Consider the following 21,911-nt stretch of genomic DNA (forward strand, 5'->3'; position numbering starts at 1 on the left):
CCTACCGCCAGCGCACCTCTCCGCCGATGCCCCTGCGCGCGGAGAGCGATCGGAGCACCCCGCATGACCAGCACGATGAACGGCCCCGCCCAGCACCGTCAGCTCGGCGACCAGACCTGGCAGGCCGACGCCGTCTGCCAGAGCACCGAGTACAACCCGGTGGACCCCGAAGTCTTCTTCCCCGAACCCGACGAGACCGCCAAGATCGCCACGGCCAAGGCCCTGTGCGGCCAGTGCCCGGTCCGGCGCACCTGCCTGGACGCCGCTCTCGAAGGGGGTGACACCGACGGGATCCGTGGCGGCCTGACGGAAGAAGAGCGCGGGCCGCTGCACGACAAGCTCGCCAGCCGCCTCGACTACAGCCGCGTCAATGCCACCATCGCCGGACGCGACGTGCACCTCACCCATACGGAGCGCCGCGCGGTCGAGTACGCGGCCTACCGCCACGGGGTGAGCGAGCAGCGCCTGGCCTGGCTTCTGAAGGTCACCGAGGAGCACGCCAAGAAGCGGTACCGCGAGATCCGCCGGGCCGAGCGCAACCGAACCCTGAACCAGCCCACCACGAACACCACACCCCCCGAGACCAGCGGCGAGCGCCTGATCCGCGACGACTTCGGGACGGCGGCATGAACATCGCAAGCGCGTCGAAGACTGCGCACATATCCGGGTGGGACCGCGCGGCTGTCGTGGCGCTCGGGGGCGCGGGGTGCGCGCTGTCGTACGACGCCCTGCAGCAGATGGCCGTGGCCATCCACATCCGAGGCTTCCTTACCTACCTGTTCCCCCTGGTGATCGACGGGTTCATCGCCTACGGCATCCGAGCCCTCCTGGTCCTGCGCAACGCACCACTGCGCGCCCGGCTCTACGTCTGGACGCTCTTCGGCACGGCCACCGCCGCCAGCATCTGGGCCAACGCACTCCACGCGGTGCGCATCAACCAGGACACGGTCGCCGGCACCGGCCTCCTACTCGGTAACGCGGTGGTCGCGGTGCTCTCCACCATCGCCCCGCTCGCACTGGCCGGAGCGGTCCACCTCTACATCCTCATTGCCCGGGGCCCGGTCGAGGACTCTGGCCGGCAGAACCTCGGTCAGCCCGGTCACCTCGGTGAGACCGACCGGAGCGACGCCATCGAGGTCACCCGGACCGACCGAGCCGGTCAGCAGCGCTCAGCGGCCGGTCAGGTCAAGTCCGGTCAGTCGGTCACCGCTCTGACCGACCGGCTGCCCCTGTCCCCGACCGACGAGGACACCGCCGCCCGGTCAGTGACCGGAGACTCGACCCCGGCGACCAGCGACCAGTCGGACACCGACCACCACAACCGCAGCCACGGTGCCCCTGACCTGCCGGGACAGCCGGACAAGGGTCTGACGGTCACTGACCGCCCCAGCAGTGCGGCCCCGGTCGGTGATGACCAGGACAGCCCGGCGGCGGTCAGTGCCCCGCCGGTCACCTCGCCGCCGGTCACTGACCGGGCCGCTCGTCCGACTGGTGACCGGCGTCCTGACCCGGACACCGAGGAGCTGCTGGCGATCGCCCGGTCGGCGGTCAGGGCCGAGGACAAACTGACCCGCAAGGTGGTCGCCCAGGCGATCCGAGGTCAGCAGATCCCGCTGTCCAGCGACACCCTGACCGCGCTGATGGCCCAGCTTCGCGAGCAGCACCGCCAGCCGGTCACTTCCGCCCGGCCCTGACCGGACCTCCACGGAGCGGGTGACCGAGGCGGTCACCCCGACCGATCACCCGCCCCGTGCGTCTCCGAGACACCCCGCCACAGCAGAAGCAGAGAGCACCCGATGCGCACTCACCCGGCCACGCCCGCCGAAGTCGACTCCTGGCTGACCGTCCTGCACCAGCACGGACACCTGCACCGCGCCCGTTCCGGCCCCGACGCCACCTGGATCGTCCAGCGAACCCGGGAAAGCCGCCCCTGGACCCTGCACCACCCGGTCCTGGCCATGGACTGGATCGAGGAACTCGTCCGCGAACTCCAGCAGCAGGACCCGGAGACGAGCCGGTGAGCACCAACGACCCGGTGGCCACCCCCGCTGGACAGCAGCGTGACCCCACCACGGCTCCTGGCGGAGCAAGCTATCGCGTACGACGGTCCTACGGCCCGACGTACGCACTTGCCCCCGCCCAGGAGGGCGGGGGAAGCCCGGCTGGTCCCCGAGCGAGGGCGCACGGGGACCAGCCGGGCAACCGGCACCAGGGGGCGCCGGTCACCGGGGGAGAAGCCGATCGCGACGACCACCGCGAGCAGCCGAGCCCGAGCACGCCCGCCTACCCCGACCGCAAACCGCGCCGCCGCACCCGCAACCCCAGCGAGCGCACCCGCAAGACGACCACCCGCCTCTCCGACACCGAGAAGACCGAGATCGCCGAGGCCGCCACCAAGCGCGGCGTCACCGTCGCCCGCTTCCTCGCCGTCTCCGGCCTGAGCGCCGCCCGCGGATGCGCCGCCGTGCACAGCAACGACCAGCTCGACACCGCCATCGATGAACTCGCCGCTCTGCGCACTGCGCTGGCCCGCATCGGTAACAACATCAACCAGATCGCCTTCGTCCTCAACAGCGGTGGCCAGCCGCGCGCCGGTGAACTCGAACACGCGCTGGGCGCGCTGACCGGACTTCTCGCCCGCGTCGATGACGCGGCGAACGACCTGGTGACCCGGCGGCTGTGATGGTTCCCGACATCGGACGCGGCTCCCGCACCCACGGCCTCCTCGTCTACCTGTACGGCCCCGGACGGCGCGAGGAGCACACCGACGCACACCTCGTCGGCTCCTGGGACGGCTTCGCCCCCGACCCCGGCCGCGACACCGGCCTTGACCCCGACCCGAAGGTCACCCTCGCCCGGCTCACCGCCGCCCTGGACCTGCGGGTCAAGCAGGCCGGCGACCGCGCACCCGCCAAGCACGTCTGGCACTGCTCGGTCCGCACCGCCCCAGGGGACCGGCGGCTGGACGACAAGGAGTGGAACGCCGTCGCCCAGCGCATCGTCCACGCCACCGGCATCGCCCCGGCTGGAGACGCCGACGGCTGCCGGTGGATCGCCGTCCGCCACGCGGAAGACCACATCCACATCGTCGCCACCCTCGTACGCGGCGACCTGCGCAACCCGCGCCTGAACTACGACTTCAACAAGGCCCAGGCCGAATGCCGCCGCATCGAGAAGGAGATGGGCCTGCGGCGCCTGAACGCGGGCGACGGAACCGCAGCGAAGAATCCCAGCAGCGCCGAGAAGTTCAAGGCCGAGCGCACCGGCCGCCCGGAGACCTCGCGCGAGACGCTCCGCGAGGCAGTTCGTCGAGCCGTGGCGGGAGCGGATTCGGAAGAGGAGTTCTTCACGCGGCTCCGAGAAGCGGGGGTACGGGTGAAGCTGCGACACGCACCGTCCGGTGACGCGCTCGGCTACAACGTGGCCCTGCCCGGCGACCGCAACCGCGACGGAGACCCGGTCTGGTACCCCGGCTCCAAACTGGCCCCCGACCTCTCCCTTCCGAAGATCCGACTACGCCTCACCGACGGGGCCGCCGAGCCGAGCGCGCCCGCGGTCGGCGCTGACCGGACCAACTGGTCACCGCCCGCCCGTCAGCGACGCAACGCCACCGTCATCGCAGAGCGCTCGGCCACGCTCCTGGAACGCGACGAGGACGGCGAGGCCGCCCCCCAGCTCGTCGGCGTCGGAGAACTCCTCGACGCAGTGGCCCAGACCTCACCGGCCACCACACGCACCGAGCTGGCCGCCGCAGCTCGCGCCTTTGAACGTGCAACCCGCAGTCATGTCCGCGCCGAACGCGCCGACACCCGGGCCCTCCGCTCAGCCGCCCGAGGCATTGTCCAGGCCGGCGGAGCGCTCGGCCGAGGCGAGGACGGCGGCACCACCGCCATGCTCGTCTCCACCCTCGTCCTCGTCACCCTCGCCGCCGCCCGCTGGCACTCCGCCCGCGGACACGCCCAGCAGGCCCACGCCTCCCGACAAGCCGCCGCGCATCTGCGCACCGCCTACCGCCAGGCCGCCGCCACCCCGATGCGCATGCTGCACGACCAAGGCCGCGCCCTTCCTGACGCCCAGCGCCTCATGCACGAGGCCACCCTTCGCGCCGTCCTGCCCGAGAAGGTCGTACGGGCAGGAGGCACGGAAGCGAGGACCGACGCCTTGGTCGCCACCCTCGCCCAGGCAGAGCGGGCAGGCCATGACTCCGAAGCCCTCCTGCGCCAGGCCATCGACATGCGCGAACTCGACAGCGCCGACGACGTGAACGACGTCCTGGTCTGGCGCCTGCGGCGCATCGCCCAGCTCCCGGCACACCCGGGTGACGGTGCCCGTCGTCCGCAGGTCGCCACCCGCCAGGCCACCGCGCCGAGCAGCCGCACCAGTGAACGAAACGCGACGGCAGCCGTACCGCTCGGGACTGCTCAAGCCCCCAACCGCCGCTCGCCACGTCGCTGACCACGTCGAACCGGACGTAGACCACCACCGCCCGAGCGGACGCCGCGAAATGTATGGACAGCCGGTTCCACCGGCTGTTACGGATGAAGACAGGACCGACAACCGGGAGATGACGCTCGTGCTCAGAACTACCACCCGCACCACGGAGCCGGCACCCGTCCTGCCCGTCCTCCCCACTGGTACCGACCCCCTGCTGCAGCTCCAGGCCGAGATGCGGTCGGCTGACGGCCCCGGGGCAATTCGCTGCGTCGGCCACTCACGCGAACTCGCTCTCGGCGGCATCCCCGTGAAGTGCTCCGCCTGCAGTGCCCGACGCGACTGGCTGCTCATCAACCACGGCCCCAACGTCTGGGTCCGCTGCCGGTGCGGCAACCAGTGGCCCGAGCCCGAGATCAGCCGCGCCCACTTCGATGCCCTGGTCGGCGGTCCGCACGGGACGACCTACCCGAGTGTCGAGGCGGGCCTAGCCGCGCTCGGGTTCGACGGGGCATTCGCCGGCATCTACCTGGAGTAGGCGAGCAACAGACGGAACGCCGAGGGGCGCCACCGATACGTCGGTGGCACCCCTCGACGTTCGGGCGTGGTCAGCCGCGTGCGCCGTCGCTTGGTAGTCCGCCCCGGAAATCACACCCCGGTCATGCGTCCCCCTGGATGTGGCCCTCGAACCAGCCATGAACCGTCGCGTGCCGGATGGCTTCCTCCGCGCCGGCCTCGCAGCTACGGACCGACGAACTGCCCTGGAACTAATGCGTCGTCGAGGGCCACGTCAACCGGATCAAGATACGCAAGTGGCAAATGTGACCTCCCGAGGCACTGACGAGGGCGGGGCTCGATCTCGAATCCCTAGACGATTGATCGTTGTCCTTTTACGCTGCGTGCCTGGGGAGTTACGAGGCGGGGGCACATGGACGATCCAATTGAGGTTGAAGCGCCGGATGACTCCGGTTCCACGACCTTGCGCCGATATGAGTATCAAGTCCATATTGCGGCGCAGGGCGTTCTGGAGATGCTCGCGGCGGACGGCAGTGTGGAGCACGTCACGTGCGAGCACATTGAGGACATTGTGATCGCTCGGAAGGGCGATCACCGGTGCGCTGCGGGTGATCTGCTGTGGGACTTTCAGCAGGTCAAGACGCGCGATGCAGTGGAGCCGTGGACGTTGACCGATGTGCTCGCCAAGGGTGCGTTGAAGAGTCTGTGGCGCACCTACCAAAGCCTTCAGGCGGTGCACCTGACCTACCAGTTGACCGTGGCAGTAGAGGGGCCCCTCGACCTGGCGGACGAGCCCCTATCAGCGCTCGCCCGGGGTGTCGGCCACGAGAACGCCACGTGCCTCTCGCGCGTCGCCAAGCACTTGAAGAAGACCGACGAAGACCGGGACCAGGTAGGCGACTTCCTGAGCCGCGTTCGGGTGCGGCGCCTGGCTCGCCGCGAGGACGTCGAGGCTCACAATCTGCGCGTCATGAGCAGTCTAGGCGGCCCCAACGCGACGGTTGCGCTGATCGAATCCCTCTACACAGAGATCCTGCGCCTCACCCGGAACGCGACTCAGGGTCGTTTGGGACCTCAGTGGCCGAAGCTGCTGGCCCTCGATCTGCAGCCTGCCCTTCTCCTGGACAAGCGGCTCACGCAGGCAAGTGTGCATGACATCCGCCAACGTCTACAGCGTCCGGACCACATTCTGCTCGGAGAGGTCGCGGACCTGCTTCTGATTGAGGAGACGCAGCTGGTCCGCAAACTGCGCCGCGGCGGGGCGTCCAACGACGTAATCGAGGACGCCCAGATGATGCGTGCCCATGCCGACTACCACCGTCTGACGGAGGTGGCTCGGGGGATGTGGCCTGACGAGGCTGTCGAAACTGATTTGGACCGGCGGCTGCTCTACCTAGCCCGGCGGATGAAGCGCGCGCAGAACGAAAACCCTCGCCCGGCAGACGCCATTTTCGACTCCCTGCAGGAGTCGTTGCAGAACAGGCCCGAGGAAGTGGACCGTCGCCCCCTCTATGCGAGAGACGGCGTGCTCCTGATGGGGCGCGCCTGCGCCGTGTCCGACCAGTGCAAGTTCGACTGGGGGACCGCTCGTGACGCCTCCTGACGTGATCGTGAGGGAGTTGCCTCTGCCGGCCACTGGAGGAGCGCCACCCTCGGCGGATGCGCAGGCCAGACTTCTGACTCTGATCGATGTCTTCTCTGCCACCCGAGCAGCCAAGGGCGTCGAAGGGCGCATGAAGCTGGCGAAGCTCGATTTCCTCCTGCGCTATCCAGACCGATTCAAGGTCTTGATGCAGCGGCGGCGTCCCAACGTCGAGGTGGGCGAGGATCCCTGGCTGACCGGCGTCATCGAACAGAAAATGATCCGCTACCGCTACGGCCCGTGGGACCCCGCCTACTACGCACTCCTGGGTGCACTAACCGGCAAGGGCCTCGTCACACCGCGGCACGAGGACACCATCGCCACCTACCGCAGTACGGACACGGGACACGAGGTCGCACTGGCTCTGGCAGGTAGTCAGAGCTGGAAACCCGTGCGCGAGCGCGCCGTTCTGCTGCGCCGACACTTCGATGTCACCGGCATCACGCTCAAGAATATGATCTACGAAGAGTTCCCCGACATCGTCGAGGCGGACTGGGGGACCCCGTTGTGAGACTACGCATCGAAGAATTGCAGCTGTTGGGCACCAGCCGGGTCGTTCGCTTCGAACCAGGAATGAACGCGATCGTCGGAGCGATGAGCGGCGGCAAGACTGCCACCGTTAACTGCCTACGCGCGCTCCTGGGAGCTGACGTCAAGGTCATTCCGGAGCTCCGGGGCAGAACTATCGCGGGCCTGGTCGTCGTTGGCGACCGACGTTTCCGGATTGTCCGTCAACTCGTCACTACCACCACAGCCAAGGTGGACGTTGCCGAAGTTGGCGGACAGCAGGAGGCGTGGCGACTTCCCGCCAGCGAACTCCAGGAAGGCTACGACCAGACCTTCCGCGACTGGTGGCTGGACATGCTGCAACTGCGTGCCGTGCGTGTTCCCCGCGCGCCCTCAGACGACGCCAGCCCTTTGGTTCCCGTCACCATCAGCGACTACCTCATGTACTGCATCCTGCGACAGAAGGAGATCGACAGCTCGGTCTTCGGGACCCCTGACAACAACTACAAGAACATCAAGCGCAAGTACGTCTTCGAAATCCTCTACGGCCTCTACGAGCCTGAAGCCGCAGGACTGCGCGAGCGTCTACGCGAGGTGAGCACCGAACTGCGGAGTTTGACCGCGGACGCGGCCACCCTAGAGCGCATCCTGGAGAGCTCGAACTACTCCTCCCGCGCTCACCTCGAAGTCCAAAGAGACGATACCCAAGCGCAGTTGGCCAGCGCCCGCCTGGAAGACGTCCAATTGACCGGGCGCACAGCAGACCCCACCACAATCGGACTGCGGCAGCAGATTTCCGAGGTGGAAGCAGACCTAGGCCAGTTGAGTGATACGGAAACTGCAGAGCAGGCAACAATCGGCCGTCTGCAAGAACTTCGTGGTCAACTCGTCGCCCAGAGCCGGCGTCTCACTCGGGCCCTGGTCGCGGAGCGCCTGCTCAACGACTTCGAGTTTCACACCTGCCCACGCTGTGGCTCAGACGTCCCCGAGCGCGGGGACGAGGACACCTGCCGCCTGTGCTTACAGACCCCGCCCGACGCACCCGCGCCTGCAGCACTGGCCGCCGAGCAGGACCGCATTATCGACCAGGTTGCTGAGACCGACCAGCTCGTAGAACGCAGCACACGCCGACTCGAAACCCTCAGGGCAAGTCGCACTGCGCTTCAGCACCGGCGCTCCGACCTGGGGAGCCAACTGGAACGCGCCGCAGCCATCTACCTGACGGATGAGACCGACCACGTGCGCGAACTGGCAACCAGGCAAGGTCGCCTGGAGGAACACCTTGCCCGACTCCACGACGCCTTGGACCTGCACGACCGGTTGCGTGGCCAGGGAGATAGAGTGGCACAACTTCAGCAGGAACAAGAAGAACTCAACGAACGCATCGCCGCCGCCCGCCACAGCAATCCGTCCGTGCATGAACGGCTCTCCAGCCTTGATCGAGTACTCGAAGCCACGCTGCGAGAATTCGATGCGCCCCGATTCGACAATCGCCCAGGATCACGTATCAGCCGCGAGACTTATCTGCCGGTTGTCGACGGCCGCTCCTTCGCGGACCTCGAATCGCAGGGGGTAGAGGTCCTCGTCAACGTGGCGCACGTACTGGCCCATCAACGCGTAGCGCTGGCAGACCCAACCATTCCCTTGCCCAACCTGCTGATCATCGACGGCATTAGCAGCAATGTCGGCCATGAAGGACACGACCTCCGCCGTCTGCGCAACATGTATGCAGCCCTTCTCGGCGCGGCCACGCAGAACGTCGATCGGCTACAGATCATCGTCACCGACAATGACTCCCCTCCCATCAGTGGCATCCACCGAGCGCTCGATCTCTCAGACAGCGACCGACTTGTTCCTATGCCCGTCGATGATGGAGTGGTGGAGGAAAGCTGAGCGCGCTTCGAGCCACTCAACGTGGCCGCACCACAGAACTGGAGCCAGAACCGGATCCTGTGAACAAATCCAGCCGCCCCCGCCTGATCGGCGTGGGGGCGGCCTTAGGCGGTCCTCGATCAAACTCCGGCGAGTCGGTTAGAGAGGTCGAGGGCGGCGGTCGCGAAAGCGAGGGCGGCGCACAGGCCGGTCACCTCGTACAGGGTCGGACGGACCAGGCGTGGCCAGTCGTCCGGGGCGGCGGGCCAGGAACCGAGGAGCACCTCGGCCGTGGTCAGCCCCAGGTACGTCGTGACGTCCCAGCCGCTGCGCGAGCCCGGCTCCCAGCGCAGTCGGATGCGCCCGAGGGGAAGTTGGGGAGTTTCGGCAGCGAGCCAGGTGATGTCGAGGGGACCGTCGGGGCGAGTGGAGATGCGCTGGAGAAGCGCGCTGTGCACGCCGTCCGGCATGGGGCGCACGGCGACATCGTGCAGCGCGAGTCGAGGCACGGGACGCGGGAGCGAGGAGATGGAAGCCTCCTTGGTGGTAGGGAAGCGATCAAGCCCAGGTGAGGGCATCGCGCGCCCCCACCGGGAGGTAGTCCTCCTGACCGTCATCGGCGATGTACGCCTTGCCGTCGCGGACGACGACCTCGGCCCCCACGAAGTGAGCGAAGGGGAAGTCGGGGTTGACGGCGAGACGGACCGGCAGGTTGGGGTTGAGTTCCTGGAGCTGGCGGAGCAGGTGGCCGACGGTCAGGTACTGGGGCAAGGGAGTCTCCGTGAACGGTGGCCATTGACGGGGCTGGTCGGCCCGACGACGGGGAGTCGTCGCGCCGTCGGTGGATGTATGAGCGGAGCCTGATCGGCAGTCAGCACGAGGAGTTGGTGACCAAGGCGGCGAGGAATCCGGCGACGGCCTCGGAAGGGGTATGGACACCGAACTCCTGGACCCACACCTCGCCGTCGGCGGGCAGCACCTGGACGCGCCAGACGATCTCGCGCGCCCAGGCGGAGGGGTCTTCGGGGAGCCAGCCGACGTAGACGCCGCCGTCCGGGCTGGTCGCGTGGACGTTGGCCTCCGGGGTCTCGGCGATCGTCCAGCCGAGAGCTTCCAAGAGGTCGAGCACCGGAGCGGCGCAGTGGTCGGAGGAGAGCCATTGGCGGTCTTCCACGGAGGGGCGGACGACGGCGGGCAGGAGGGTGGCAGAGGCGTTCACGGTTGGACGATCCCTTCGTTGACCTGCGGTTTTCCCGACACCCGTACGTTGGCATGCGGCATGCCGAAGTGCGTAGTCGTTTCCCCGGGGATGCCGTCTGCCGTGGGCGAACTGGAGACCACCAGCGAGCGGTCGGCGGGACGGGAATGGATCGGCGACCGCGGTTGTCGTATCTGGGTTGCGGTGAGGGACCGCACGTCGGTGAAGGGGAGCAGGGGATGGCCGAGGCGAGCAGACACTGGGACGGCGCCGGACTGGAACGCAAGATCCGCGCCGCCGGACGGCCCTGGACCGTGGGCGACATCGCGATGGTCGCCGACGGCCAGTGGGGAGTCGGCGCACAGCCCGACCGGTGGCCGGAGGAGGAGACGGTGGAGCGCCGGGTGGCCGAAGGCCGGCGCGTGGAGCTGACGGTGGAGGAGCTGGCCCGCGCGGTGGGCCCCCGGGCCGAAGAGGGCCCCCGCGACGAGAATCGGAGCTAAGCGTTCAACGTCGGGGCCCCGTTGTGGGCGCTGACGGCCCTACGACCGCCGCCGGAGAGGGCGGTTCGGGCACGGCCCCCGGGGCGTGCCGCGTCTGCCCGGAGCGGGCGACAGCGGCCTGAGCCAGCCGAACCGCCGGTGCCGCAACCTCGGGTGCGGCGGCCTCCCGGGCTTCCACCACGCGCCGGATCGCCTGGAGGTACGCACGGCTCTCCGCGTGGGCGACGCGGAGCTTGACCGCCGTTTCGGTGATCCGGTCGAGTTCGTAGAAGTCAGGCACGTACCCACGCCGGGACAGGGCGTGAAGACGGTCCTGGTGAACGGTTACCGCGCTGTCCGTGATGGCCAGGGCCGCGCGGGTGTGCATGGCGCAGCGCAGGAGCGGGTCCTCGCTGGGGCGGCGGACCCCTAGGACCTCAAGAGCTTCGATGGGCTGGCCCCAGGCGTTCTCGATCATGGCCGTGGCCTGGTCGAGCATGGTGGTGGTGGTGGTGGTGGGCATGGTGGAACTCCTGTTGGGCGGGGACGGTCGCGAGTGGAGTGCGGCCTGGGGTGGGAGTCAGCGTCCGCGCCGGGGCGTCGGCGAGCTGGCCGGCAGCCGGGCAGAGGGCGCGGGCGCCGAGTGTCCCGTCCGTTTCTGCGCCGCCCCCGTGGAGCGGCTCTGCGCGGCCATCACCCGGAGGTCGGCTGCCGTGCGTGGTGCCCGCGCGGCACGGTGTACGGCCTGGGTGACCGCGGTGCGGCGTACTTCCAGCGGAGTCGGAGCGCGCCGGACCTGAGCCTCGGCGATCGGCGCGGCTGCAGCGACAGGGGTCATGGTGACCAAGTGCTGCATCCGCCGGTCGACTTGGTGGCGCTCGCGGACCACCGGCGTCGACTTCGCCATCACAGCGGCCGTTGCGGCGATCAAGTGGGACGGGGTGCGGGCCGTGAACGTCGCTTCGGCACGAGTGCCCCAGCCCGGCGGGCCAGCCCACAGCTCAACGGTTGTGCGGTCGGAGCCGTAGCCGCGCCGATCGATGAGGATGCCCGCTTGGTCGTCAGGAGCGATGATCTCGACCGTGCCGAGTTCAGCAGCTCCGTCAAGGTTCCAGCCGGCATCGGTCAGCGGCCGGACGGTGTCCCTCCAGGGGACGGCTGGTCCTGTCAAGAAGCGGCCGGGGGCGTCGGAGGCGATGGCTTCGTCGTAGTCCTGGACCAGTGCGGCGGTGAGGCCGGCGACCATCTCGGCCGGGGTGACGTGGTTGAACGTCGCCGTCCAGCGAGGCGCCGAGAAGGCGTCCTCGGCTGCGCTGATCTTCCACAGTTCGAAGTCGTCGCCGAACCAGCCGATCCGAATCCGTTGGTCGGGAGAGGTCACGAGGAGCTGGCAGGGGCCCTCATCGAGGTACTGATGGGGCCAGTGGGCGACGGGCGCGAAGCCAGCCTCGCCGGTCCCGTTGGAACCAGCCAAATACATGGGGCTGACCAGTACCTCTTGGTACCGGGTCGGGTCATCAGGGGCGTACATGGTCGAGTCTCCGGAAGCGAAGGAGGAGAACGGATCCGCGTATGCAGCGGCGGGAGCCGCCGGAGTGCACGCGGATGCCGTAGTGGCGGCGAGTGGCCTCTCGTTCTCACCGCCGTCACCGGCCCCGGCCCGGTGCCGACTGAGCAGTCACGGCCGCCGGCACCCGCGGTTCCGGCTGAGGCGCGTGGCTGAACATGACGTTCGACGCGGCGGCGCTCCGTCGTAGGGCCGCCGCGGTCCGGGCGCTCTCGGCTCCCGCCCCCAGCGGAACGCCGAGATGGGTCCGCGTGGCTGCCGCTGTCGGACGCGGTGCCGCTGTTCCACCTCGCAGCGAGAAGGGCTGGCTCCAGTGCTCGACACTCGCGTAGACGGCCCCCAACGCCTGGCCGGCATCGGTGAGCACGTACGGGTCTCCGTGCCGGGAGCCCGTCCGCGTGACCAGGCCATCGGCCTGAAGCCGGACAAGTCGTTGCCGTGCGAGGCCGTAGTCCAGACCGGCCGCCTCGGCGATGTGGACGAACCGCATCTGGCCGTCAGCCGAGTCGAGGGCCTGAACTACGGCAGTTGAGTGCCGAAGATGTAGGCGGCGCAGCGCGTCCTCGACACGCTCGGCTTCGGCCATCGGTTCCTGTGTCAGGTGGGTGCGGGACCAGTCCGAGACCGTGCGGAGGACGGGGGCCAGAGACGTGCCGAGCGCGCTGAGTTGGTACGGCGCGCCCCGCCGGTCGTAGCCGCGGACCACCAGTCCGTCAGCGTGCATCGTGGCCAGCCGTTTGCCGACGAACTGCTCACTGACGAAGGGGAGCTGCGCAGCAACGTCGCGGACGCGCACGGGGCCCCTCACCTGGGCCAGGGTCATCGCGGTCCAGGTGGTCCACTTGGGCCCGATCCGGGCGAGAGCCTCCTCGACGCGCTGGGCGTCGATGGAAGCGATGGAGAAGGTGGGGGGCAGGCCGGGGGTAGCCATGGTGGGGTCCTTATCGGGATGAGGTCAGCGTGAGCGGGGGGTCGCGAGGGAGGTCCTGGCGATGGGCACGGCGGCCGGGTCGGAGGGCGCGCCTGACGTGGTCCGCGTGGTGGTGCGGCCGAGGGCGGCGGACACACGGGAGGTCGTCGCGCGACCATCACGCAGGGCGGCTTCCCCCTGCGCAGTGAGCGAGAGGAGCTGGCCGGGCCGGTACACGTTCTCCGTGATGTCCTGATGCAGTAGCCCGTCGGCGACCAGCCGCTGCACGGTCTGCGGGAAGACCGCCGGCTCCTGCCACTGGGCCTTCTCCCGCGAGATGTACGGGTCCTCGCCGATCGCGTTGCGGCGAAAGCGAACACCTCCGGCCGCAACCGCTTCGAGGGCTACCAGCCCGCGCTCCCCGGCGACGGCCCAGTCGTCGTCCCGGTGGGGCCTCGTCTTCTGGCCCTGCCCGTGGCTCTTGTTGCTCGCGTGTTGAGCAGGCTCGGGCGAGGGAAGAAGCCGGCGGTAGGCGGACAGGGACTCGACGAGCTGGCTGTATGCCCGGTCCTGCTGGGCCAGGCCGTCTCCGAGGTCCGGGAGAGCTGTGCGCAGCAGCGCGTACGAGACCTGGGCTCGGCCGACTTCACCCCGACCAGTGCCTTCGAGCAGCCGCTGAGCGCGCTGGACCGCGTCGAGCACGCTCTCGTGTCGCTCGTCCAACGCCGCTGCGGCTTCGATGACGCGTGTAGCGGCCTGGTGCAGCGGCTCTTCCGGACCATGTGCGAGGGCGTGCACGCTGACATCCCCGACACCGAGCACTTCGACGACGAGGTAAGGCCCAGGGTGTGTGTCTGCGTCGTACGGGTTCACTCCGTCGTCTCCATCCGGGCGAGTAGGGAGCGGACCAGAGCGGGCAGGCTCCCGGGATCGTTGTCGAGCCGAGGGCGGTCGCTCACTTCGCTGAGGAGATCGGCGTCATCGAGCAGGCCGCTGGAGATCTCCATGCAGGCGTCGGTGATCCGGGCGGCGGCGAGCAGCGACTGGGAGAGAACCTCGACGTAGTCGTCCGTCGCGAGGCCGGCGGCCTCGGCTGCGTTGCGGACCGCCTCCAACTCAATTGCGTTGAAAGCGAAGTCAAACTCGTCGTCCTGCTCCGTACCACCGGGTGCGGCGGTGATCGGGGCGCGTGGCTCCGTGGGTATGCCCACGCGGGTACAGATCTCGTCGACCGAGGAGGTCAGCTCGGCGAACGACTCGGTGAGCCACCCCAGCGCGGAGGCGTATGAGGCCAGAGCGAACAGGCCCGCCGAACCAGCAGGGCGTGGCTCGGTGGCCACGAAGCCCTCGAACCGGTCGTTCAGCTCGGTGATCACGCGGGGCCCAGCGGCCAGCGGACCCAAGACGGGATGCAGGTAGGACCGGGCGGCGGCCGTCGGGTACTCGGCGGCAGGGATGCCGCCGACGTTCTGAGCGGCCTCGGTGAGGAGATCCGCCAGCTCTGAACGGGTCAGCGCAGTACGGTCGTTGGTCATCGCTGGGTGGCCTTTCGAGAAGCAGTGGCCGAGGGCGGCGCTGGTGACGGGGCAGCCGCGCGGCCCGTTGTCGGCCGTTCGGTGGTGAGCGTCGAGCGAGACCGGGCGGCCTGCACGCGGGCCTCCGTGGCGGAGTCCGGGCCGAGCCCTTGCTGAGGCTCGGTCCGCAGGTGGGCCGCGCGGTAGACCGCGTAGTCCTTCCGGCTGCCAGCCGCCACGAGGTAGATCTCGCGCTTGTGGGTCGAGGTCGGCGGCGCTTGGCGGAACTGGATGACCAGCCGGTAAGAGACCGCCGGGTCGACGTACACCTTGTGGAAGCCGGCGAGACGGCCCTTCAACGGCAAGCAGTCGTCGCTTCCGTGGACCAGGTTCTGCAGCTCCAGCAAGGCCAAATCGCGCATCTCAGGCGGGAGTTCCCGCAGGTCGGCGATGGCGTCAGGGTGCGCGGCGAAGGCGAAGCGGGCGCGGCTCACAGCAGCCTCCCCTGGACCGCGCGCTGGACCGGTACCGCCGCTGACGCGCGGGGCGCGTCGCGCCCGGTCCGCGGTGTCGGAGAGGTTCCGGCGGACCGGGAAAGGGCGATGCGAGCGATGCGAGCCCGGACGACAGCACCGTTGTGGTCGCTGTACTCCGGAGGCTCGGGCAGCGGTTCACTGCGCTCGTCCAGCCAGGTCTGGGCGACGCCGACGTCGGGGAAGGCGCCCTCGCGCATCGTGTACGTGCCGGCATTGTGGTTGCACTCCTCGTAGAAGAGGCGAACCGGTGCATGGGTGGCCTGGGAGTCGTTGACGAGTGTCCACGCCTCGCTGGGGTTGTCGTCAGAGGTGTAGGTGTCGAGGACCTCGTAGCGGGTGCCCGACTTCTGGATCTGCTGTTCCACCTGGAGGGTGAGGTCGTCGGCGGGCTTGATGTAGTCGCCACCGTGCAGTGCGATCCGTTCGAGCGGGCAGCCGCGTTCTGCCAGCCAGTTCTGTGCGAAGGACGCCGTGGCGTGGTGACTCGTCTCGAACGTGAACGTGGACTGCCGCAGATCCCGAGCGACTGCGATCGCAACGAGCTGTGGCTCGCCGGGTATCCCCCAGGTGACCGATCGGTCGTGGGCGAGGACGAAGCTGTGCGAACCGCTGGGCGTGGTGTGGTGCTGGGACAGCACCGTCAAGTCGCCAGCCCAGAGAGCCTCCATCGCTTCCTCGGAGTCGTCGTCGACCGGCGAGAGATCGTCGAGGCCGAAGTCGAGAACGTCGTTCACGCCGCCACCCCCGCCTGCTCGGGCGCCGGGGTGGCCAGCACCCGGTGATTGGGGCGAGTTGCGCTGGTCGTGCAGGCCGCGAACGGTCCGTCGGGCGCACGCAGGTGCGCCAGGGTCTGGTCCAGGTGGTCGCGGTGCCAGGTCGAGGGGCCGGACAGGCCGGCCTCCGTGTCGGTGAACTGCTGCCAGGCGAGCCAGAGTGCGTGGAGCCGGGCGACGGCCTCGGGGTGTTCGTACCAGTGCGCGCACCAGGGACGGCTCGTGCTGATCTCCCGGCCGTACACCGGCAGGAAGAGGTAGTTCACCCAGTCGCTGAGAGCAGCGAGTTCGACGGCATACTCCTTGCCACCCAGGGCGAGAATGAACACCGAGGCAGGACCGTCGGGCTTCTTCCCGTCAGCCGCCTCGGCTTCCGAAGCACCGTCCGGCGGCTGGCTGCCGGTGGATTCGGGCTCGGAGCCGAGGCGGTCGAGGATGACGCCGTGCTGCCTGACCTCGGCCATGGTCTTGGCGAGGGTGCTGGCGAGGTCGTCGAGGTCTGCGTCGGGGACGCGGTACGGCTCGGGGCCGGGGGAGGTCGGGCTGGTGTCGGCCATGGGGGTGTGCTCCATCTGTGAGACGGCGACATGCCCGAGAGGATCCGGAGAATCAGCGGTTTGGTGCGGCCGGAAAATCGCGGTAGTGGAGCGCTATCGGTCGGCGCAGCGGGGACAGCGGGGGAAGGGTGGCGCCGCCAGCGACTGCAAGGCGCGCGAAGCCTGTTGTGGGACGACACCGTTGCCGAGCGCGGTGAGCTGCGCCGGACGGCCGAGCCCCGGAGTCGCGGTGACCCAGCCGGCGTCGAGGCCCTGCATCCACTCCACGAAGTCCGCGCGGAGCCGACCGGCGCCGTCCGTGGGAGCCGGGGCCGGGCGGGTGAGGCTCTCCCATCGGGTGATGGCGGATCCGTACGCTCCCCATCGCCGGTCCGCGCCTCCGCCTCCGGCGTCTCCTGCGTCCAGAGGGGCAGGACCACCGCCGACAAGGGAGGCCGCCATCCCTTCCCGGGGCGGCGGCCCGGGGTGCCCGTGTCGCTGGCCCTCGGCGTCGGCAACAACGACGCAGCCGCGCTGGGCAGGGTCATGTCGCCATTGCCGTGCCGCTGGTTCGGCGAGCCCTTGATTCCGTCCGACGCCTTCGGGGTCGGCAGCAGCAGCCACTCGACTTCGTCGGCCAGGTTCGGACCGTGGCCCCCGCTCTTCCGCTTCGATGGATGCTGGCTGCCGCCGTTCTTCCCGATGTTGCTGGTCGGCGTCTTCAGCAGGGTGCCCGGCGGGCCATGCGGCGAGGAAGGTCCGCTCGCGGCGGTGTGGGGCCCCGACGTCGGAGGCGCGAAGCACGAGCCACTTCGCGTCGTACCCGAGGTCGGCCAGGGATCCGAGTACGGCACCGAGTGCCCGCAGAGCAGGCTGACCTGCGGTGTCTCCCAGACACCACGGGCAGGGTTCCACGTCGCCAGGGGAACCGGCGGGGGAGGTGAGGAGGCCGCGCACATTCTCGATCACAACCAGGCAGGGTCGGAGGGCTGCGACCGCACGGGCGACGTGCAGCCAGAGCCCGGAGCGGGTCTGGGCGTTGAGTCCGGCCCGGCGGCCGGCGACCGAGACGTCTTTGACAGGGGAAGCCGGCCGTCAGGACGCACACCTGGGGGACGGTGGACCAGTTGACGGCGGTGATATCGCCCAGGTTCGGGACGCCGGGCCAGTGGCGGGCCAGGATGCGTGAGGCGTTCGGGTCGACCTCGGCGTGCCAGGCGAGCGTGCCGCCGAGCGCGGACTGCACGCCCAGGTCGAGGCCGCCGTACCCCGAGCAGAGAGACCCGATCAACGGGGCGGCGAGACTCGGGGCCGTGGGACGTAGGTCCAGCGCGGGCGCGGAGATGGGATAGATCAAGACGAGTTCCAGGGGCAGAAGAGGCTGGTGGGGAGGGGGTCTCACGGGTGGCCGCGCGAGGGTGGTCGGGCCGTCGACAGCGTGGGGAGATGGCTGGCCGGGGCTGGGGGTGACGCACCTGGGCGGGGTGTGCTGCGGGCGCGGGCGGCCTTCACTCGGTCGGGCGGCGGCTCGGCCGCCGACGGAGCGGATGCCGTGGTCTTCGGAGGCGGACTGCTGTTCGCGGTGGCCCAGCGGGCACGTACCTCGTCGAGCGGACCGAGTTCGTGCAGGGCGTGGTTGATCAGCCGGCCGGGCCCCAGAGCCTCGTCCTGGGCCAGGGTCCGGATGGCTCGCGCGGAGGCGGCGGCGGTGCGGGTGACGGAGGAGCGCATCACCCGCTGTCCGAACCAGTCAGCGCTGCCGGGGACCATGCCTTCGCAGATGGCGGTCAGCTGCTCGCTCGACACAGTGCCGTCGGCCAGCAGACCGCGTCGCTGGGCCTCCCAGAGCAGGGTGATCCGGTCGATGGGTTCGCCCCGGTGGTGCAGCGCGCCCAGGCACCGGTAGAGCTGCCCGTGGGTCGGGTCGGCGAAGTCTCCCGGCCGCAGCCAGGCCACCACCTCGCCCATGGCCCCCGGCTGTTCGGCGAGGACGGCCAGGAGGAACCGCTCGTCCTCGGCGACCTGGCCGCTCTGCGCCGGAGGCGGGATGTGTGTGGCGGCAGAGGGGCCAGCGGTGGGTGGGACCGGTCGAGGGTCGGTTCCCCAGCGTCGTGCAAGGTCGGTGAGTACGCCGGTCAGGACGTCCGCCGTGCGCAAGGCTCCCTCGACCTCGCCCTGGACGGCGTCGGCCCGAGCCGCCTGGTGGAGACGGATCGCGTGCTGGGCGACGGTGCGGTGAATCGCCCCCTCCAGCACCATGCGTCCGTACACGGGGGCGTGCTCTGTTCGGGGACACGCCTGGATCAGGGTGTGGGCGTACGCCGCGGTCAGCCCGCGCACGTGCTGTCCGGCCTCCTCGACCGCGTCGGTCACCCACGACAGCGGCAACGGACCAGCGGCCGAGAGCGCGGGATGCCCGTCGTTGCGCAGCTTGCGGAGCGCGGCGAACAGCGCTTGGTGGACGGGCCGATAGAAGTGGTCCGCAGCGAGCCACTCCAGGTGCGTGAGCTGCTCGGGGTCGAGGAGTGCGGCACCGAGGACCGCCTGCTCGGCACTCATCAGCGGGTTCACCACCGGCCTCCGGGATCAGCGCAGGACGCCTCGTCCTGCCGGATGCGGAGGTTGGCGACTGCCTGGTCGGCAGCGGCCATCGACAGCGCGAAGGCGTCCAAGACGGCAGTGAAGGCGGGATCGGAGGCGGGAACCGAGCCTGCCTCGCCGTCAAGCCACCACCGGCCACCGCGCAGGACGACCGGAGCGTGGGCCAGCCGCCCCTGCGGTGGTGTGGGCGCGCTCATGCCGACAGTCCAAGATCGTCCTGGCCGATGCTCTTCGCGAGGGCACGCTCGGTGATGGCCTTCGTGGCGCGAGCGGAAGCCGGGCCGACCACCTTGGCGGAGGGCTCCTTGTACCAGGGCTTGAGGTTGAGCATGGCGACCCGGATGCCGGTGGCCAGCAGCAGAACCTTGCCCTTGGGCAGGGCGCGGATGGCGTCCGGCGGAAGGATCCGTTCCGTGCGCATGCTCACCGAGGTGGACTTGCCGCCCTCGCTGGTCGACACCGAGGTGGTCTGGACGTCGTGATCGCCGACCTGACGGCTGAGCCGGTCGGCGAAGTCCGCGTCGTCGATGCCAGATCCGATGATCTTGATGGTGGCGGCGGAGTACAGGGCGTCCATACCGGCCTCGCCCCAGCACCGCTGGCCCTGCCGGTAGGACTGCAGGATCGTCATCGGGATGACGCCTCGGCTGCCCAGGTGGCTGTAGAGATCAGGGAGGTCCGAGATGCGGCAGACGTTTGCCGCCTCGTCGAGGACGCACAGGGCGGGCGGGTCGAGTCGCCCGCCGGAGCGCTCGGCCACGATCACGGCCGCGCGCATCACGGCGTCGGCCGCAGCAGCGATGATCGCGGACGCGCTGCCGCCGCCGTCCTTGCTCAGCAGGTACAAGGTGTCGCGGGACGTGGCGAAGGCGAACGGCTGGAACTCGGGAAGGTCGTCGCTGGGGGTGACCCAGGCGGCGACGTCCGGGTCGAGCAGGCAGCTCGCGTACTGCCTCGCGGTCTCATAGATGCCGTCGCGCGTTTCGGTCGCGCCGGAGACGGTGCCCTGGAGCTGGGCGGCGACCGCATGGTGGCCGGCGTCGGTGAGCAGGTCCACCGGGGTGCGGTCGGCCGGCATCGCGAGCCAGGCCAGGACGTCGGTGATCGGCCGCCGGTGGGACGCTGCGGCGAGGAAGAGAGCACCGAGGGTGTTGCTCGCGGCGGTCGACCAGAAGTCGGAGCCGCTGGACTCGTCCACGCTCGCGGTCACGAAGTGCCCCGCCAACCTCTTCGCCCCGGCGAGATCGCGGGCGTCAGCGAGGATGTCCCACCACATCTCGCGCGGGTGGTGGGCGATCTGCTGCGAATCGAGGGTCCAGATCGTGCCGACCTCGGCACGGGCGTCCACCGTGGTAGTGAAGGCGTCGTTCGCGGCCTTGTTACTGGTGAGCAGGACCGGGCCCGGTGCCGAGAGGATCGCGGGGATCGCCAGCCCGGACGTCTTGCCGGAACGCGGGGCCATGATCGCGACGATCACGTCCTCCCAGGACGCGCGGACCTCCGCACGACCGGGATCGAGGGTGCCGAGCAGGATGCCGCGGTCAGCGGGCAGGACCTCTTTTACTCTCCCGGCCGCCCAGGCTCGGGCGCAGGCTCTTCGCCTTGGCGACGATCTCCTTGTCCAGCAGCGGCGCCAGATCCGCCTTCCGGGCGAGGCCGGACTTGGACCCGACACGCCACCGCATCCACAGCACGGCAGTGGTGACGACCAGGGCAACGGTGAACAGGGCGGGGACGAGGCGGGCACCGACCATCAGCATGCTGGTGCTCAACGACGGCCACAGCACCTCCGGGTGCAGCAGCGCGTCCGTGACGCGGAAGGGGGCCCATGTCCCGCTCCCGACCAAGGTGTTGGTGAGATTTCCGGTCAGCCAGGCCAGGGAGCCGAAGGCCATGGCGGCGCCGAGGATGCCGAACAGGAGGTAGAGGAGCGCGTCCGACCCGGTGGTGGTCGAGGGCGCGCTGGTGCGCGGGGAAGGCACGGCGGTTCCTTGGGTGTGCGAGCGGGCAGGGGCGGGGCGCGCTCGGCTCTCGTGCAGATCATGGGGGTACTCCTGGACGTCTGAGGCGGAACTTTTCAGCGGAGTCGGCCGGCAGAACGAGGCGCGGGCGGAGGCGCTGCGGTGGCCGGCGGACTGCCGGTCGACGGCGATGTTCCGGCGCGCGGCGACGAGGCGCGGGCCGCCCGCTGCCGGCCTGAATCGACGTTCTGGGCAGCGGACGGCACAGGAGCAGCCTCGGCACCGAGGACATCGTCGAGCAACTCCCGGCTGCGCAGGACGTTGACCATCTGGTGGTGCCGGGGGTCCGTGCGCTCTGCGGGGCAGGCAGCGAGACCGTCCTCGGCGGCTTCCAACTGCTCACGGACGTCCTGGAGCATCCCGTACGCGGCTGCCAGTCGGGTCCACGTCTCGAATGTCGGATGGTGATGCGGGTCGTCGAAGTCGAGGCGGGCGCGAGTCCAGTCGGCGGCAGAGGCGACGAGTTCGGTCAGCTCGGGCAGAGCCCCGACCAGTGCGCCGTTGACCTCCTGGATGATGCCCGCCACCTCATCGGGCGAGGCGTCCTCGTGGAGGCGAGAGATCATCCCGCGAACCGAGTACGGATCGGCGGAAGCGCTGGGCAGGTGCCTGACCTGCAGCGGCTTGTCGGAGCCCGGTGCCGCGCTGCGGTGGGCGAGCCGGATGTTGTGCTGCATGGCCGCACCGACGGCCTCGCCGATGCTGGAGTAGTGCTCGGGCACGTTTGCCTCTTCGGGTGAGTGGTCCTTGACGGGTGAGTCGAGCGGGGGCGCGCGACGTAATGGAGGCCGGCGGCGGAGAGGGC

The 21,911-nt window shown here is 69.6% G+C and carries 25 protein-coding genes and 2 pseudogenes; 10 read left to right on the plus strand and 17 right to left on the minus strand.

The window, feature by feature from the left end:
• Positions 1-63: 63 nt before the first annotated feature.
• From ACWD2L_RS08490 to ACWD2L_RS08530, 9 genes are all read left to right on the plus strand, one after another.
• Complete coding sequence (locus tag ACWD2L_RS08490) at positions 64-630, plus strand: WhiB family transcriptional regulator (RefSeq protein ID WP_109180474.1); 567 nt, start codon at positions 64-66, stop codon at positions 628-630.
• The gene (locus tag ACWD2L_RS08495) at positions 627-1,694 is read left to right on the plus strand and encodes a DUF2637 domain-containing protein (protein WP_451187956.1); all 1,068 of its coding nucleotides are present in this window, start codon (positions 627-629) and stop codon (positions 1,692-1,694) included. Before ACWD2L_RS08490 ends, ACWD2L_RS08495 begins: the two co-directional genes overlap by 4 nt.
• A 102-nt stretch (positions 1,695-1,796) precedes the next feature.
• Positions 1,797-2,021, plus strand: a complete 225-nt coding sequence (locus ACWD2L_RS08500; protein WP_359710794.1) for a hypothetical protein — start codon at positions 1,797-1,799, stop codon at positions 2,019-2,021.
• The gene (locus ACWD2L_RS08505; RefSeq protein WP_451187959.1) at positions 2,018-2,683 is read left to right on the plus strand and encodes a MobC family plasmid mobilization relaxosome protein; all 666 of its coding nucleotides are present in this window, start codon (positions 2,018-2,020) and stop codon (positions 2,681-2,683) included. Before ACWD2L_RS08500 ends, ACWD2L_RS08505 begins: the two co-directional genes overlap by 4 nt.
• Positions 2,683-4,455 carry a relaxase/mobilization nuclease domain-containing protein gene (locus ACWD2L_RS08510; RefSeq protein WP_451188170.1) on the plus strand — a complete coding sequence of 591 codons (1,773 nt, stop codon included), beginning with the start codon at positions 2,683-2,685 and terminating at the stop codon, positions 4,453-4,455. Before ACWD2L_RS08505 ends, ACWD2L_RS08510 begins: the two co-directional genes overlap by 1 nt.
• Before the next feature lie 109 nt (positions 4,456-4,564).
• Positions 4,565-4,969: a hypothetical protein gene (locus ACWD2L_RS08515; RefSeq protein ID WP_451187962.1), complete on the plus strand. Its 405-nt coding sequence runs from the start codon at positions 4,565-4,567 to the stop codon at positions 4,967-4,969.
• A gap of 390 nt (positions 4,970-5,359) precedes the next feature.
• The gene (locus ACWD2L_RS08520) at positions 5,360-6,550 is read left to right on the plus strand and encodes a dsDNA nuclease domain-containing protein (RefSeq protein ID WP_451187964.1); all 1,191 of its coding nucleotides are present in this window, start codon (positions 5,360-5,362) and stop codon (positions 6,548-6,550) included.
• Positions 6,537-7,100 (plus strand): hypothetical protein, encoded by a 564-nt coding sequence (locus tag ACWD2L_RS08525; RefSeq protein WP_451187967.1) that lies wholly within the window; start codon positions 6,537-6,539, stop codon positions 7,098-7,100. Before ACWD2L_RS08520 ends, ACWD2L_RS08525 begins: the two co-directional genes overlap by 14 nt.
• Complete coding sequence (locus ACWD2L_RS08530) at positions 7,097-8,989, plus strand: hypothetical protein (protein WP_451187970.1); 1,893 nt, start codon at positions 7,097-7,099, stop codon at positions 8,987-8,989. The genes ACWD2L_RS08525 and ACWD2L_RS08530 overlap by 4 nt, the downstream gene beginning before the upstream one ends.
• A gap of 119 nt (positions 8,990-9,108) precedes the next feature.
• On the opposite strand, the gene ACWD2L_RS08535 is transcribed toward ACWD2L_RS08530, so the two are convergent.
• The 3 genes from ACWD2L_RS08535 to ACWD2L_RS08545 form a co-directional block, all read right to left on the minus strand.
• Positions 9,109-9,438 carry an esterase gene (locus ACWD2L_RS08535; RefSeq protein WP_451188173.1) on the minus strand — a complete coding sequence of 110 codons (330 nt, stop codon included), beginning with the start codon at positions 9,436-9,438 and terminating at the stop codon, positions 9,109-9,111.
• Positions 9,439-9,526: 88 nt separating this feature from the next.
• The gene (locus ACWD2L_RS08540; RefSeq protein WP_451187973.1) at positions 9,527-9,739 is read right to left on the minus strand and encodes a hypothetical protein; all 213 of its coding nucleotides are present in this window, start codon (positions 9,737-9,739) and stop codon (positions 9,527-9,529) included.
• A gap of 100 nt (positions 9,740-9,839) precedes the next feature.
• Positions 9,840-10,187 (minus strand): DUF317 domain-containing protein, encoded by a 348-nt coding sequence (locus tag ACWD2L_RS08545; protein ID WP_451187975.1) that lies wholly within the window; start codon positions 10,185-10,187, stop codon positions 9,840-9,842.
• A 218-nt stretch (positions 10,188-10,405) separates the two neighbouring features.
• Between ACWD2L_RS08545 and ACWD2L_RS08550 the strand changes: the two genes are divergently transcribed.
• Positions 10,406-10,669: a hypothetical protein gene (locus ACWD2L_RS08550; RefSeq protein WP_200737705.1), complete on the plus strand. Its 264-nt coding sequence runs from the start codon at positions 10,406-10,408 to the stop codon at positions 10,667-10,669.
• A 4-nt stretch (positions 10,670-10,673) separates the two neighbouring features.
• Here the strand turns inward: ACWD2L_RS08550 and ACWD2L_RS08555 are convergent, their stop codons facing one another.
• The 14 genes and pseudogenes from ACWD2L_RS08555 to ACWD2L_RS08620 form a co-directional block, all read right to left on the minus strand.
• A complete protein-coding gene (locus tag ACWD2L_RS08555; RefSeq protein ID WP_451187977.1) occupies positions 10,674-11,171 on the minus strand; it encodes a hypothetical protein in 498 nt (165 codons plus the stop codon).
• Between the two features lie 57 nt (positions 11,172-11,228).
• Positions 11,229-12,179, minus strand: a complete 951-nt coding sequence (locus tag ACWD2L_RS08560; protein WP_451187979.1) for a DUF317 domain-containing protein — start codon at positions 12,177-12,179, stop codon at positions 11,229-11,231.
• Between the two features lie 115 nt (positions 12,180-12,294).
• Positions 12,295-13,146, minus strand: a complete 852-nt coding sequence (locus ACWD2L_RS08565) for a winged helix-turn-helix transcriptional regulator (protein WP_451187981.1) — start codon at positions 13,144-13,146, stop codon at positions 12,295-12,297.
• Positions 13,147-13,170: 24 nt separating this feature from the next.
• Positions 13,171-13,998 (minus strand): large ATP-binding protein, encoded by an 828-nt coding sequence (locus ACWD2L_RS08570; RefSeq protein ID WP_451187983.1) that lies wholly within the window; start codon positions 13,996-13,998, stop codon positions 13,171-13,173.
• On the minus strand, positions 13,995-14,660 hold the full coding sequence (locus tag ACWD2L_RS08575; RefSeq protein ID WP_451187985.1) for a hypothetical protein: 666 nt from the start codon (positions 14,658-14,660) through the stop codon (positions 13,995-13,997). The genes ACWD2L_RS08570 and ACWD2L_RS08575 overlap by 4 nt, the downstream gene beginning before the upstream one ends.
• Positions 14,657-15,133: a type II toxin-antitoxin system RelE family toxin gene (locus ACWD2L_RS08580; RefSeq protein ID WP_386549171.1), complete on the minus strand. Its 477-nt coding sequence runs from the start codon at positions 15,131-15,133 to the stop codon at positions 14,657-14,659. Before ACWD2L_RS08580 ends, ACWD2L_RS08575 begins: the two co-directional genes overlap by 4 nt.
• On the minus strand, positions 15,130-15,909 hold the full coding sequence (locus ACWD2L_RS08585; protein ID WP_451187989.1) for a glycosyl hydrolase: 780 nt from the start codon (positions 15,907-15,909) through the stop codon (positions 15,130-15,132). The genes ACWD2L_RS08580 and ACWD2L_RS08585 overlap by 4 nt, the downstream gene beginning before the upstream one ends.
• Positions 15,906-16,505, minus strand: coding sequence for a DUF4913 domain-containing protein (locus ACWD2L_RS08590; RefSeq protein ID WP_451187992.1), 600 nt, complete (start codon positions 16,503-16,505; stop codon positions 15,906-15,908). Before ACWD2L_RS08590 ends, ACWD2L_RS08585 begins: the two co-directional genes overlap by 4 nt.
• 93 nt (positions 16,506-16,598) lie before the next feature.
• A complete protein-coding gene (locus ACWD2L_RS08595) occupies positions 16,599-17,498 on the minus strand; it encodes a DNA cytosine methyltransferase (protein WP_451188175.1) in 900 nt (299 codons plus the stop codon).
• Between the two features lie 121 nt (positions 17,499-17,619).
• Positions 17,620-17,886, minus strand: a pseudogene (locus ACWD2L_RS08600) (hypothetical protein); the annotation flags it as partial.
• On the minus strand, positions 17,883-19,055 hold the full coding sequence (locus ACWD2L_RS08605) for a DnaB-like helicase N-terminal domain-containing protein (protein WP_382085173.1): 1,173 nt from the start codon (positions 19,053-19,055) through the stop codon (positions 17,883-17,885). The gene ACWD2L_RS08605 and the pseudogene ACWD2L_RS08600, both read right to left, overlap by 4 nt.
• Positions 19,052-19,282, minus strand: coding sequence for a hypothetical protein (locus ACWD2L_RS08610; RefSeq protein WP_408054556.1), 231 nt, complete (start codon positions 19,280-19,282; stop codon positions 19,052-19,054). Before ACWD2L_RS08610 ends, ACWD2L_RS08605 begins: the two co-directional genes overlap by 4 nt.
• Positions 19,279-21,067: pseudogene (locus tag ACWD2L_RS08615) on the minus strand (type IV secretory system conjugative DNA transfer family protein). Before ACWD2L_RS08615 ends, ACWD2L_RS08610 begins: the two are co-directional and overlap by 4 nt.
• Positions 21,068-21,162: 95 nt before the next feature.
• Positions 21,163-21,828 (minus strand): hypothetical protein, encoded by a 666-nt coding sequence (locus ACWD2L_RS08620; RefSeq protein WP_451187996.1) that lies wholly within the window; start codon positions 21,826-21,828, stop codon positions 21,163-21,165.
• Between the last annotated feature and the right edge of the window lie 83 nt (positions 21,829-21,911).

It is taken from the genome of Streptomyces sp. NPDC002754 (genome assembly GCF_053592315.1).

What these genes read in the sequence shown, in the direction of transcription:
- ACWD2L_RS08490 (WP_109180474.1), top strand. Translation starts at nt 64, where the DNA reads ATGACCAGCACGATGAACGGCCCCGCCCAGCACCGTCAGCTCGGCGAC.
- ACWD2L_RS08495 (WP_451187956.1), top strand. Translation starts at nt 627, where the DNA reads ATGAACATCGCAAGCGCGTCGAAGACTGCGCACATATCCGGGTGGGAC.
- ACWD2L_RS08500 (WP_359710794.1), top strand. Translation starts at nt 1,797, where the DNA reads ATGCGCACTCACCCGGCCACGCCCGCCGAAGTCGACTCCTGGCTGACC.
- ACWD2L_RS08510 (WP_451188170.1), top strand. Translation starts at nt 2,683, where the DNA reads ATGGTTCCCGACATCGGACGCGGCTCCCGCACCCACGGCCTCCTCGTC.
- ACWD2L_RS08515 (WP_451187962.1), top strand. Translation starts at nt 4,565, where the DNA reads ATGACGCTCGTGCTCAGAACTACCACCCGCACCACGGAGCCGGCACCC.
- ACWD2L_RS08520 (WP_451187964.1), top strand. Translation starts at nt 5,360, where the DNA reads ATGGACGATCCAATTGAGGTTGAAGCGCCGGATGACTCCGGTTCCACG.
- ACWD2L_RS08535 (WP_451188173.1), bottom strand. Translation starts at nt 9,438, where the DNA reads ATGCCGGACGGCGTGCACAGCGCGCTTCTCCAGCGCATCTCCACTCGC.
- ACWD2L_RS08550 (WP_200737705.1), top strand. Translation starts at nt 10,406, where the DNA reads ATGGCCGAGGCGAGCAGACACTGGGACGGCGCCGGACTGGAACGCAAG.
- ACWD2L_RS08555 (WP_451187977.1), bottom strand. Translation starts at nt 11,171, where the DNA reads ATGCCCACCACCACCACCACCACCATGCTCGACCAGGCCACGGCCATG.
- ACWD2L_RS08560 (WP_451187979.1), bottom strand. Translation starts at nt 12,179, where the DNA reads ATGTACGCCCCTGATGACCCGACCCGGTACCAAGAGGTACTGGTCAGC.
- ACWD2L_RS08565 (WP_451187981.1), bottom strand. Translation starts at nt 13,146, where the DNA reads ATGGCTACCCCCGGCCTGCCCCCCACCTTCTCCATCGCTTCCATCGAC.
- ACWD2L_RS08575 (WP_451187985.1), bottom strand. Translation starts at nt 14,660, where the DNA reads ATGACCAACGACCGTACTGCGCTGACCCGTTCAGAGCTGGCGGATCTC.
- ACWD2L_RS08590 (WP_451187992.1), bottom strand. Translation starts at nt 16,505, where the DNA reads ATGGCCGACACCAGCCCGACCTCCCCCGGCCCCGAGCCGTACCGCGTC.
- ACWD2L_RS08610 (WP_408054556.1), bottom strand. Translation starts at nt 19,282, where the DNA reads ATGAGCGCGCCCACACCACCGCAGGGGCGGCTGGCCCACGCTCCGGTC.